Source organism: Shewanella marisflavi, from assembly GCF_002215585.1.
Lineage (GTDB): Bacteria > Pseudomonadota > Gammaproteobacteria > Enterobacterales > Shewanellaceae > Shewanella > Shewanella marisflavi.
Genome location: NZ_CP022272.1, coordinates 252,943 through 265,322, shown reverse-complemented (window position 1 = coordinate 265,322; position 12,380 = coordinate 252,943). Strand labels below are relative to the sequence as shown.

Below are 12,380 nucleotides of genomic sequence, written 5' to 3'. Positions count from 1 at the left end.
AGGTTCCGCTTTTTGCTATCCAGTCTTAACCTTCTGGGGAGATCCCCTTGAAATCCTCCGGATCGCCAATCTTGGCAAAGCTAAAGGTATTGGGGGCGATATATCGTTCAAGCTCGATATCCAGCATTAGAGTCTGATCGCCGCTCAGCAGCTCACTCAACTGGTTAGGTTCACAGCGAAACTCGGCGCATTTGTAATAGCTAAAGCCCTCATTAGGGCGAGGAACCAGCTTAAGCCCCAGCTTACCAGCGCGAAGCTTAGTTAACTTGCTAGCCTCCAAGTAAAAGGTGATCACATTGCCATTGACGCTGTTGCGCTGTTTATCCGCCACCAGCCCCTTAGGTAAGCGTGATGCATGATACTCGTCACCTGCCAGCAGATAACAATCAAAATCTGTCACTCTATGGCCTAGGTGATCATTAACCCGCACCACCAGCATGCTAAAGCGCTTCTTGCGCTTGGCAGATACAACAGCCATCTCCTCACGCAACTGCCGATAACCCTGGGTGTCATTTACCGCCAAACAGGCCAAAATCGCACCGACCACAGGCTTATTTTTACCGTTACGCAGTGTCACAGAATTCATGATCCCAAACTTGCGATGGCTATGGCTTGCCTTAGGAATAATCGCCAAGGCGCAGGCCTCACGAGGTTGAATCACCTGAGTCAACGCCAGTGTTTCAGCGCACTCACCGTCAAAGCTCTCGCACTGCATGCCAGCTTGCTGCTCCAGCTTAGCGTGAACAAAGTTCATGTTAGCAGCGCACACTCTTACCACACCGTCCGAGCCAGGCTCACCTGTGTAGCTGTTCATATAATCATAAAGTGCACTGTCTATCGTCTCGCCGGTGAGAACAAAGGGATAGACGCCAGCCGCCAACCAGTCCTGTTGCTGCCAAATGAGGTTAAGTTCATGCTGGCCATCGCTGCCCAACTCCAGCCAGTCCAGCACACGCTGACCCGGCTCGACACCATCGAACCAAGCCTTTAACCGACTCACTCTAGATTTTCCCAGCTGCGCTAGGGCCGAGCCATGATTGGCTGGCGCCAGCATGATCAGATGTTGTAGCGGGACCGCCGAAACATCATCCAGGTAATAGCGACACAACCAATGGCGTATCAGCGGCCCACCGGTCGAGTGAGTGATCACAGAGAAAGGTTCATCACCCAGCTCGGCGCGGCGGGCCGCCTCGAAGGCTATGCTCAAATCTTCCAGCGTCACCGCATCGTTGAAGCTGATATAACGCCCAAGATAAATGTGTTGGATATCCAGGGCTAATCCTGGTGGCGCTTCACGATGCAACACCTGAGGTAACTCGCCGTAGGTTTGTGTACTGGTGACACTCCATCCATGTACAAACACCAGTTTCATCAATTTACTCCTTTATCAAACAAGGCTCACGTGAGTGAATAACCCAATTAAGTCACACAAACAACTTAGCTATTGGTCAAACAAACGCAAACTAACCTGCAGATTTCATTCAGTTTTGGTTCAGTAAGGCTAACTTACTATGCCCTCAACAAAAACAACACACCTACAAAAAGAGAGCATATTATGACTAAGAAGACATTAGCAATCGCCACCATTATCACCTCAGCATTATCAGCACCAACGATGGCGGCAGATTGGTTCATCGGTGGCAGTATTGGTTCACAGGAAAACAATTACAAGGCAAAGATCACCGAAGCCGTCGACCCTGAATTCAACAATGGCTCCTACAAAGATTCAGATAACGACGCCATCTATGGACTACGTGGCGGGGCTTACCTGAATGACAACAACCGCGTATACGGTACTTACTCGTACAATTCAGACGACTTCGCTGAGCAACAGAGCCTTTTACTCTCTTACGACTACCTGGTCGGCCTGGATGCCAACAATAAGTTCAACTGGTTTATCGGTGCGACGGCTGGTGTGAACCACGAGAGTCCAGACACAGATCTGCTGGAGTCTAAGAATCGCTTCGTATGGGGTGGTCAAACAGGTTTCATGTACAAGATTAACGACAGCGTGAACGCAGAGATCGGCTATCGTTACCTGAAGCAGGACTATGAGCGAAGCTTCGCCTCAGACGCTGGCGACAAGGCATCTTTCTCACTCGACGACAGCCAACAGGTTTACCTGTCTGTAGACTACCGCTTCTAAGTCGAGTCATTAGCAGAAAGCCCCGTAAGGGGCTTTTTTATTGGGCATCTTCCTCCGCTTGTGTCACCTTGCTCTACAACTCAGGCCAATTAAATTCAAATAGGCTAAGATGCGAATAGAGTCGGCCAACAAGGAAACGCTATGCCCCCCTATAGGATCATCAACTGCCATGCCCACGACTATCTGGAACTTGCCTGCATGCGAGGCTATCCGTTACTGATTGAGACGACACAAGGTGATATCCAGAGCGTGGCAATCAACCTGATCACTTTGGCGGATAAAACGGAATATTTGGTGGTAAGCAATGGTTCGCAGGAGCAACAGATCAGGCTAGATCAGATCCTGGCAATCACGCCGTTGTCGCAACCTGCGGAGTTTGGTCGAGTTCTAATGACTCCCCAAGATAAGTAGGCTTGAAAGCCGCTTTGTCAGTCAAAAGTCGCGACAGATACAGCAAAGTGACCGCGGCCGATGGAATAAACAATCTTTAATCCATTTATAGACGGATTTTTAGACATTTAACACGAATTAGCTATTCACTCAGATAGCCGCACTGATAGAATCGAACCACCATCCAGAAACTATTAGGACCTCCCGATGAGCCTTGAACTACTGTCCAAGCTGGAAACAAAAATCCAAGCGGCACTCGAAACCATTGAGCTACTAAAAATGGAGCTTGAGGAAGAGAAGCAGAAGAACCACACCCTGAGCGAACAAAACCAACAACTCAGCCAAGACCTCAACTCTTGGAACGAAAAAGTCACCGGACTTGTTGGTTTGCTTAACGACGAAGTCAGTGAGTAGTTCTCACGTGAAGCGAAGATCTAAGCCATCTTCGCTTCGTTATGTTGATTTTCGATTAACTCATTCAATTCAATAATGGCGCGTTTTACCTGAGGCAGACTCTGACGCGGCAGCAAAAATTTTCCTTTCTCAAACTCCAATCGTCCCAAATCCTTCACCCAGATCACTCCAGACACAAAGATACGGGCATGTTTGACAATTAATTTCGGTGCGTAGACAGGAAAAACTCTCATGAGACCTCCAAGCAAGACTCTGCGTTCTTATTTTTATACTTAACTTCGACAGGATTTTTACCATGTTAGTTTCAATTTTTTGAGCATTTTTTTAGAGAAGCTTGAGCTAGATGCCATAGAACTAAAATTTTGTGTTGTCTATCAGACTAATAGATTAGAACAATAAAAAATTGTCACTTGCCAAATTTTTGACACCCTGTTAGATTGAAACTGTTACTCAGGGTAAATAGAGCTTTATAGCTCGATAACCGTATTTCCATAGCGACCGGAAATACGGTTTTTTTTATTTTGGGCAACAAAAAGGGGCGCTAGGCCCCTTTCGATAACAAGTTGACGATTATTTTAAGCTAGTCAGGTAGTAAGCGATCTGCAGCAATTCGTCGTAAGACTTAATCGCACCCGTTTCAACACGGTACTTACCATTCACAACCAAAGCCGGTACGCCAGACAGTTTGGCATTCTCGGTAGCACGCTTCATCTGCGCCATCTGTGCACTCACCATAAATGAGTTCGCCGCAGCATCAAAATCCTTACCATCTATGCCATTGGCAATAAACAGTTTGCGAATATCGTCGCGGCTAGTGAAGCGTTGCTTCTTATCGTGAATCGCAGAGAAGAGAGCATGTTCCATCTTATCTTCTACCTTCAGCTGGTGAGCCACTGCGAAGGCACGAGACATCTCAGGCCCCATTTCACGGCCGATAAACTCTACGTGATTCTGCTTAAAGACCACGCCTTCAGGCAGGTTAGCCTTTATCTGTGGTACCTGAACCTTGGCGAAGTTGTAACAATGTGGACAGTAGAAAGAGAAAAACTCTGCGATCTCTGGCTTGGCAGTTGCCGGGCCTTCATTGATCACTGTGTAGTGAACTCCCTCTTTGTAGTCGGCGGCCAACGCGGCCATAGGGGCAACCAAGAGTGCCAGTGCTACCAATAACGCTTTCTTCATTATGCTTCCTTCTCAGTGCCTAAGCACTACTATGACAATAAGATTGAACATACCTTAAAGTGGTTTGGAGTCCACCTCAAGGGGATAAGTTCATTTTTCTGTTACAAAAACTACGACGCAATTCCCGTTAATTAATAGGGGATCAGGCTGATCGATGGTTCATCTAATTTCGCCAACTGCTCCTTAAACGCCAAGATCTGCTGCTCCCAATATTTCTCCTCACCATACCAGGGGAAGTTCATTGGAAAGGCTGGATCTTGCCAGCGACGACTGAGCCAGGCGTTGTAATGCAACATGCGCATCGCCCGCAATGGCTCAATGAGATGCAACTGGCGATTATCGAAGTCGCAAAACTCCTCGTAAGCCTCAAGCAACACCTCTAACTGCAAGGTCTGCTGCGCACGATCCCCTGCTAACATCATCCAGATATCCTGCACTGCAGGCCCCATCTTGGCATCGTCGAGATCCACAAATCCAGGGCCATCGGGTGTCCACAAAATATTACTGGGGTGCAGATCCCCATGCAGACGAATCGCCTCGGTGGGATATTGATGCCACAAGGATTTCGCCTTGGCTAGCACCTGCTCCACTATGGTGAAATAAGCCGTTTCCAGGCTGGCGGGCACATGTTGAGATGCCTTAAGCCAGGCAAGAGATTCATCCCCCAACAAGGTCGGAGACAGGGTTTCGCGATAGGTAAATGGTCGCTGCTTGGCGAGAAGATGTATACGGCCGATGAAATGCCCCACCTCCTCAAGCTGCGTCAGGTTATCGACTTCAAAGGCCCGCCCGCCCATAGAGGGGAATAGCGCAAACCTGTATCCCTGATAATCATGCAGAGAGCGCCCCTCGATAAGCACGGGCGACGCCACAGGGATCTCCTGAGCCTGTAACTCGGCGCAAAAATCATGCTCCTCCTGGATCTGTTCATTGCTCCAACGCTCTGGGCGATAAAACTTAACCACATAACGTCGACCGAGATCGCAGCGAAACTGGTAAACACGATTCTCATAACTGTTGAGCGCCAGCAGGCCTGTTTCAGGATAGATGCCCACGGATTCGATAGCGTCCATGATCAGATCAGGCGTTAACGCCTGAAAATGAAAGCCTGCGCCTTGCCGAGTGTCATTCATTGCTGTGACTCCAATAGTGTGGCCAGATAAACCAGCACCTCGACCTCATCGTCGCGCTCGACCGACAACCAGCAAACATCGCCGTAAAATTCATAGTTAAGCTGCAATAGGCTGCCCTCGAAATCCAGTAGCCATTGATGCCTGTCGGCGCCCCAATGGCGTTCTATCACTCGGCAATCGAGCGCCTTGACCAGCGCCTCGGCAAACAGCTCAAAACGGTCAAAATCGATTTCGGCAACAATCGACAGACTCTTCGCCTGCGGATCGACGCTGATGGTGCTGATCTTCATCTCTTGATTCATCACTTTACCTAGGGTTACCCCATTCTCTTAACGCTTATTCATTTCATCAGGCTAACTGCTGCAGGACATGATCAGCCCCTGGCCCCACTCGGGTGGCCGCTTGGCAAAGTCTTCTTTATCAGGCTGCTCATCGAAGGGGCGGGTCAGTAATTGGTGCAGTTCTGTCAGCGGCTGAGTATTGCCCTCTTCACAGGCGATAATCGCCTCCTGAGCCAGATAATTCCGCAGCACATACTTAGGGTTAACTTGTGCCCTCGCCGCTTGCCAGTTGGCTACATCGCTCACCTTGCCCAAGCGGTCTTGATAGTTGCGATACCAGGCGTCAAAACCCGCCAGATCGACAAAGTCATCCCTGAGCGAAGAAAACTGACTGCTCGGGTCCAACTGGGCAAAGCGGCGCCAAGTATTGGTGTGATCCAGGCGATTGGCTTCCATCAACTGAGTAAAGGCGCCAATCAGCTTAAGATCTGCGTCATCTTGCTCGCTGCTCGCCGCTTCTGCCGAGCCAATCCCCAATTTGCCGCGCATCAAGACCAGATATGCCTGCACCAAATGGTGCTGGTATGTATTCAAGGCGGCAATTAAGTCATCGGAGGCGATCAGAGGCACGACCGCCTGAGCCAGACGCTGCAGGTTCCACAGGCCGATACCCGGCTGCTGGCCGAAGGCATACCGACCATCGGGATCTGAATGGTTACAGATGAAGTCCTCCTCGAAGGTATCGAGAAAGGCGAAGGGGCCAAAGTCGAAGCTATCGCCGAGTATCGACATGTTATCGGTATTCATCACCCCATGGGCAAAACCTATGGCCTGCCAGTGGGCAATCAACTTAGCCGTATCGGCGACGACCCGGTTAAACCAGGCTATATAACCGGCCTGATCACAGCTTAAACCGGGATAATGTTGGGTCAGGGTAAAGTCGAGCAACTGCTTGAGCTTCTCTTTACTGCCCTGTTCACTATGACAAAAATATTCGAAATGGCCGAAACGAATATGACTCTTAGCCAGACGCACGGTTATCGCCGCTGATTCCTGGGTTTCTCGCCATACCGGCAGATCTGAGCCTATGACCGCTAAGGCACGAGTGGTAGGAATATTGAGATGGTGCAGCGCCTCGGACACCAAAAACTCCCGCACCGCACTGCGCATCACGGCGCGGCCATCACCATGGCGAGAATAGGGCGTCATACCCGCCCCTTTTAGGGCGACGTCCCAATAGCCCTGCGGCCCCTCGGCTTCGCCGAGAATAATAGAGCGGCCATCGCCCAGTTGCGGCGAATACCCACCAAACTGATGTCCGCTGTAGACTTGGGCGTAATAACTCGCCCCGTCAATGGCTTGGTTTCCGGCGAGCCCTTGCAGTAGCTGCTCATCGGGCTGGTCGAGACCGATGAGCTTGGCAGCATCTTGGCTCCAGGCCAACCACTGAGGTCGCGGTAAGCCCTGGGGCGTCACCCGAGAATAGAAACCATTGAGCTGGTCGACATAATCTTGTTTAAACTTCATTGGCTTGCCCCTAGATTTCACTGGCTTACCAAAGTTTCCATGCGCTGACAGCTAAGCTGACCGTCATCTTTTACCTCGCAGAGGTAACCACATTTATAACGTCCATTGCCAGTTTGACTCAATTTAACCATACCCGCCCCCTTTGCCAGACACTGGTCGAGTTGCTGATAGTAACCGGCGATATGCTTATCCAAGCTATCTGCGTTCTGCGAAACCGTCTGCTGGGCATCGCTCTTCGCATCCGGATAGTAAAACAGTGTCCACTGTGGCACTTCAGTACACGCCGTTACCGTTAATAGTAACGCCACACTCACTATAAAGCTGCGCATTTTGATCTCCTGTTCACCACAGATTACCGAGCTATGGAGCGTCATCGACGCCCATCTCATAAAGAGATAAATGTTCCAGACATAACGCCATTTCCTTTCTATCCATGGGACTCTTGTCAGTCATCCTGCGGATAGGGCATAAATGTTCCGGACATAAAAAAGGCGACACTCAGTTCGCCTCTTTAAGTTTATCTTGACTAGTTTACACGGCTATTGGCCGAGATGCAGTAGATTACTGCTGCGCATTAAATCAGGACTGCGCCTTGGCCTTAGCCTTCTCGATACGGGTAATACGCCCTTCGAAGCCAGTCACAGTGCCGTCGGTCAATTCATAACTGATGGCGGTCTGGCAGACTTTGATGGCGCCATCAAAGTCACCACAGTCGTTTAGCAGAGTGGCTAGGTGCATAAAGCCAACGCCTTTCTCCTGCTCAGGAGCGGGCAAGGCCGCAAACAGTGATTGATAGTAGGGTGACAGGGCTGCACCATATTCACGGTATTCCTCTTGCTTACGCTGCTTATAGCATTCGGCGATCGCCTGTAACAGCGCCACATGCTTGCCTTCAGCCTCAGGTTCGGAGCGATATTGAGCCAGTGAAGCCGTCAGCTTATCGTTGGCCCAAGACTCATCAGTCACCGCCAGCATCTTGAAGGCTGGCTCTGGCTCTGGCTCTGGCTCTGGCTCTGGCTCTGGCTCTGGCTCTGGCTCTGGCTCTGGCTCTGGCTCTGGCTCTGGCTCTGCAGCAGCCTGCTCGGGGGCTTTTTCTACCTCAAGCGGCGCATCGGCTGGCTTCACCTCTTTGACAGCCTCTTCAACTGTTTCTTCGACGGTCTGGGCAACTTCTGCCTTTTCGGCAGATTCGAAGGTGATCCCCTCATCAGCTGGCGTCGAAACAACTTTCTCCGCTGCCTGGCTCGGCACATCTACCGCTTCGCCCGATACTATCTTCTCAACCGGCTTCTGGGTTGCTTGTTGCTCTTCTTGTGCCAATCGCTGTGCTCGTTTGTACAAAAACACACCCACTGCTACCAGCAAAATAATGGCTATATATTTCATTATCATCCACCGTTGATTATTCGTGCCCAGTATCAGGCATTTTCATATCGTAAATTTGTCTAGATAGTAACCGATATTATTAGTCGATTCTCTTGCTATAAATCAAATATTTATACCTCTTTTTCCCTCGGGTATCAAAAAGAGCGCCCAAAATCATGCTTAGGGGGTAAAAATAGCGGTTCATCCCTCATCCTTCCGGGGCAATTACGCCAGATAAAAGCACTATTTTGTGCGCATCTTCATAATTTCGAGCACAGCTTTTGTGTTCCATAACGCCTCGGGCTAGGCTAGCTATAACCCAGTAAAGAAGTCGGATATTGTATGAGCCAAGAGATTCTAAGTGGTAAGTTACTGCGAGAGTTTAAAACGATCGCTGCTATGGTACATATCTATTGCAAGGATCATTGCGAGGCAAAGGGCGATGTCGCCAACTGCCCAGAATGCAGTGAATTTCTCGATTATGCTCACACCCGGCTAGACCGCTGCCCCTACGGCCAAGACAAACCCACCTGCAACAAATGCCCCGTGCATTGCTATAAGCCAGAGCCCAAGGCTAAGGCACGTGAGATCATGATCTATTCAGGTCCACGCATGCTGCTGCCCCACCCTATTATGGCCATTCGCCATCTCTGGGCAGAGCGCGGCCCAGTACCGGGCAAGCCACCCGCGGCCGCATCGAATCGTCATCAGCGTCTGGCCAAAGAACAAAAATCGGTCTCTTAAGGTAGGAGTGATAACCCAAGGTTAACCCGTTATTTCCAAGCCGGCATCAGCGGCTTAACCCCAGGCATTTTTTCACGTTAAACCTGGGCGACAGACTTGCCTATAAAGCTGTTTTACGTCGACAATGAGCAGCATGAACACACTCTCGCACGGCTTGTTATTTGAAGGATACTGGTGGCTCTCCCTATTAGGCGGCCTGCATTGTATCGGTCTTGCCCTGTATCTACGTTATCTGTATCACGACCGAAATGACAACCATAAGCTGCTCGGCGCCATCTTTAGCTTACTCGCCCTCTATTTTCTGACCGGCCTACTCAACAAAGAAAACTCACCAGTGCCATTAGAGCTACTGTTTGTCTTGATCATCCCGGCCTATTTTCTGTTGATGCCCATGCTTTATCTTTATTGCTATCGCAGCCTGCATGATGTCAAACGGCCTATCGGTATGTCGCAACACTTCCTACCTGCCTTCGCCCTGGTCGTCTTGATAGGCCTGAGCATGCTGTTTAGTGACCAGATGCGCCACATCCTCTTGATGCAAGATCTCATACTGCTCAACCATGTCACCTTACTCGGGTCGCTACTGCCCGTGCTGCTTATCTTACAGACCTGCTTCTATTTCTTTGCCATCGTAAGATTATTGCGACAATTTAGAGGCCGGGCACACAGGCTCCATCAAGACAGTCTCAAAGACATTAAATTCAGGTGGCTACTGGCCCTTACCCTCGCCTTGTTGACCAACTGGTTAATGCGCATGGGCTTAGTCATACTGCCCTACCTGCTGGGCGATAAGGTGAGCCTGGCAGCGCAGGCAAGTACCCGCCTATTTCTGCTGCTCAGTCTCTATCTACTGGCCCTCTATGGCCTGAAGCAGATCACCATATCAGCCTACCTTAGGGGTCGCCTCTCTCCCGAACTCAAGTCCCAGAATGGCCCTAGCAGCAGTCGTCAACTGCTCGACGCCGAAGAGCTCAACTATCTGCAACAACTGCTGCGATCCGACAAAAAATAATTAACGCAATTTATACCAAAGCGGTTTTGCGTTAATGTATCCGAGCTTAAACACCTCAATAAACAAGAAATACTCAAGCAATCACGACAGAAGGGATCAAGATGGGAAGGGGATATAAACTCACCACACTAGCGGTGATCTGTGCGGGCGCCATGGGGCTAGGAAGCAGCGTTTATGCAGGTGAACGTACTCACCAGATCACCACGGACGACTTTTTTACTATAGGCAACATGGGCAACGTTAAGCTCAGCCCTGACGGCAAACATGCCATCTGGCTGGAGTCCCGCTGGGATAAAGAGCTCGACAAGGCACAAAAAGACCTCTGGCTCATCGATACCAAGTCACGTAAGACCCGTCGCCTGACCTTTACCAACGAGAGCGAGTCCAGCCCTCAGTGGAGTCCTGACGGCAGCTACGTCTACTACCTGGTCAAGCAAACCCGCGAAGAGAACAAAGCCCCCTATAACGGCAAGGCTCAAGTATTTAGAATCGCCGTTAACGGCTCAGAAGCCGTGCCCATCACCAAAGAGGCCGAAGGGGTAAAACAGTTCCAGCTCAGTCAAGATGGTAAGAACCTCTACTTCCTCGCCAACAAGAGCACCACAGACAAAGATATCTGGGCCGATATGCGTGCCAAACATGGTGCACCTAAATATGGTCATGGCAAGGTTACGACTAACCCCCTCTACAAGTTAGATCTCGACCACTACCAGCAGAGCCTGGTTCTGGACGATAACAAGGTAGTATGGGACTTTAGTGTCACCCCTGATGCGAGTCAGATAGCCCGTATCACCACCCAAGATAACGAACTGGTCAACCTCGAGGGCTGGTCGAACATTGAGGTGTACAACACCCAGTCAAAGCAAAACAAGGTATTAGAAGACACCGCCTGGCGTGAAAAGGCGCCTTCACCTTACGGCTGGCTACTAGGCCTGGCATGGCACCAAGATAACCAACGTCTGGCATTTCGTATCGACTTTGATGGCCATCCAGGCAAGCTGTTTGTGGCTGAACCACAAAATGACAAAGCCAAGCCTATCGAGCTTAAAACCAAGGGTGACACCACCTTCAACTCCAGCGATATCCATTGGCGACCTAACAGCGACGAGCTCTGTTACCGCGGTTACGACCACGCCAGGGTAAAACTCTTCTGTAGCGAGATAGATGGTCAATCACAGGGCGACACTCGTACCGTGCTGGCCGGTGATCTGGTGATGGGCAGCTATAGTTTCAGCCAAGACGGTACGAAACTGGCCTTCAGCCACAATGGTCTGGAGCATTTCAGCGATCTTTTCATCGCCGACGCCGCCAGCAAGAAGGCCAAATACAAGCGACTGACCAATATCAACCCTCAGGTCGACAGCTGGATTTTGCCAGAGATCTCAGTGGTGAAATGGACGGCGCCAGATGGCAGTCAGGTAGAGGGAATACTGGATCTTCCCGCTGGCTACAAGAAGAGCGACGGCCCTCTGCCGCTGATCGTACAGATCCACGGCGGCCCTACCTCTGCCACGCCGTACGCGCTGCAACACAGATCTTATGGCCGCAGCACTTTTACCGCCAACGGCTGGGCACTCCTGTCACCCAACTATCGTGGCTCCACCGGCTATGGTGACAAGTTCCTCACGGATCTCGTTGGCCATGAGCATGAGATTGAAGTGGCCGACATCATGGCCGGTGTCGATCACCTGATCAAGCAAGGCATTGCCGATGGCGACAAGATGGCGGTAATGGGCTGGAGCAACGGCGGCTACCTCACCAACGCCCTTATCAGCACCACCAACCGCTTTAAGGCCGCCAGCTCCGGCGCCGGCGTGTTCGACCAGCGTTTGCAGTGGATGCTTGAGGACACCCCAGGCCATGTGATCAACTTTATGCAGGGACTGCCCTGGGAGAAACCTGAGGCCTATACCCACGGCTCGTCACTGACCCATGCCGACAAGATCAAGACACCGACCCTGATCCACATAGGCGAGAACGATCAGCGTGTGCCTGTTGGACATGCTCAAGGCCTCTATCGTGCCCTAAAGCACTACCTGGATGTACCGGTCGAACTCGTGGTGTATCCGGGCGAAGGCCATGGGCTGAGCAAATACCAGCACAGACAGGCCAAGATGGACTGGGACAAGCAATGGTTTGAGCACTATGTTCTGGGTAAAAGCCTCAACGAGACAAAGTAAACTTAA

14 protein-coding genes are annotated in these 12,380 nt (G+C 50.6%); 6 read left to right on the top strand and 8 right to left on the bottom strand.

Annotated features, from left to right (window positions below):
• Positions 1–25: 25 nt before the first annotated feature.
• Entirely contained in the window at positions 26–1,372 is a 1,347-nt protein-coding gene (locus tag CFF01_RS01320) for an esterase/lipase family protein (RefSeq protein ID WP_088903592.1), read from the bottom strand.
• Positions 1,373–1,555: 183 nt separating this feature from the next.
• Between CFF01_RS01320 and CFF01_RS01315 the strand changes: the two genes are divergently transcribed.
• The 3 genes from CFF01_RS01315 (at position 1,556) to CFF01_RS01305 (ending at position 2,950) form a co-directional block, all read left to right on the top strand.
• Positions 1,556–2,146: an outer membrane beta-barrel protein gene (locus CFF01_RS01315; protein ID WP_088903591.1), complete on the top strand. Its 591-nt coding sequence runs from the start codon at positions 1,556–1,558 to the stop codon at positions 2,144–2,146.
• A 141-nt stretch (positions 2,147–2,287) separates the two neighbouring features.
• The gene (locus CFF01_RS01310; RefSeq protein WP_088903590.1) at positions 2,288–2,557 is read left to right on the top strand and encodes a Rho-binding antiterminator; all 270 of its coding nucleotides are present in this window, start codon (positions 2,288–2,290) and stop codon (positions 2,555–2,557) included.
• 186 nt (positions 2,558–2,743) lie between these two features.
• Positions 2,744–2,950 (top strand): cell division protein ZapB, encoded by a 207-nt coding sequence (locus tag CFF01_RS01305; protein ID WP_033540389.1) that lies wholly within the window; start codon positions 2,744–2,746, stop codon positions 2,948–2,950.
• A gap of 20 nt (positions 2,951–2,970) precedes the next feature.
• On the opposite strand, the gene CFF01_RS01300 is transcribed toward CFF01_RS01305, so the two are convergent.
• The 7 genes from CFF01_RS01300 to CFF01_RS19190 all read right to left on the bottom strand — a co-directional run bounded on the left by CFF01_RS01300 (position 2,971) and on the right by CFF01_RS19190 (position 8,459).
• Positions 2,971–3,183, bottom strand: a complete 213-nt coding sequence (locus CFF01_RS01300) for a DUF1107 domain-containing protein (protein WP_088903589.1) — start codon at positions 3,181–3,183, stop codon at positions 2,971–2,973.
• A gap of 337 nt (positions 3,184–3,520) precedes the next feature.
• Positions 3,521–4,132, bottom strand: a complete 612-nt coding sequence (locus CFF01_RS01295; protein WP_088903588.1) for a thiol:disulfide interchange protein DsbA/DsbL — start codon at positions 4,130–4,132, stop codon at positions 3,521–3,523.
• Between the two features lie 131 nt (positions 4,133–4,263).
• Positions 4,264–5,265 carry a serine/threonine protein kinase gene (locus CFF01_RS01290; protein WP_088903587.1) on the bottom strand — a complete coding sequence of 334 codons (1,002 nt, stop codon included), beginning with the start codon at positions 5,263–5,265 and terminating at the stop codon, positions 4,264–4,266.
• Entirely contained in the window at positions 5,262–5,567 is a 306-nt protein-coding gene (locus tag CFF01_RS01285; protein WP_408640502.1) for a DUF3630 family protein, read from the bottom strand. Before CFF01_RS01285 ends, CFF01_RS01290 begins: the two co-directional genes overlap by 4 nt.
• A gap of 51 nt (positions 5,568–5,618) precedes the next feature.
• A complete protein-coding gene (locus tag CFF01_RS01280) occupies positions 5,619–7,073 on the bottom strand; it encodes a protein adenylyltransferase SelO (RefSeq protein ID WP_088903586.1) in 1,455 nt (484 codons plus the stop codon).
• A 17-nt stretch (positions 7,074–7,090) separates the two neighbouring features.
• Positions 7,091–7,402 (bottom strand): hypothetical protein, encoded by a 312-nt coding sequence (locus CFF01_RS01275; protein ID WP_088903585.1) that lies wholly within the window; start codon positions 7,400–7,402, stop codon positions 7,091–7,093.
• A gap of 250 nt (positions 7,403–7,652) precedes the next feature.
• Entirely contained in the window at positions 7,653–8,459 is an 807-nt protein-coding gene (locus CFF01_RS19190) for a hypothetical protein (RefSeq protein ID WP_088903584.1), read from the bottom strand.
• Positions 8,460–8,780: 321 nt separating this feature from the next.
• Between CFF01_RS19190 and CFF01_RS01265 the strand changes: the two genes are divergently transcribed.
• From CFF01_RS01265 to CFF01_RS01255, 3 genes are all read left to right on the top strand, one after another.
• Positions 8,781–9,182 carry a nitrous oxide-stimulated promoter family protein gene (locus tag CFF01_RS01265; RefSeq protein ID WP_088903583.1) on the top strand — a complete coding sequence of 134 codons (402 nt, stop codon included), beginning with the start codon at positions 8,781–8,783 and terminating at the stop codon, positions 9,180–9,182.
• Positions 9,183–9,306: 124 nt separating this feature from the next.
• Positions 9,307–10,194, top strand: a complete 888-nt coding sequence (locus tag CFF01_RS01260; RefSeq protein WP_088903582.1) for a hypothetical protein — start codon at positions 9,307–9,309, stop codon at positions 10,192–10,194.
• Positions 10,195–10,295: 101 nt separating this feature from the next.
• Positions 10,296–12,374 carry a S9 family peptidase gene (locus CFF01_RS01255; protein WP_088903581.1) on the top strand — a complete coding sequence of 693 codons (2,079 nt, stop codon included), beginning with the start codon at positions 10,296–10,298 and terminating at the stop codon, positions 12,372–12,374.
• Positions 12,375–12,380: the final 6 nt, after the last annotated feature.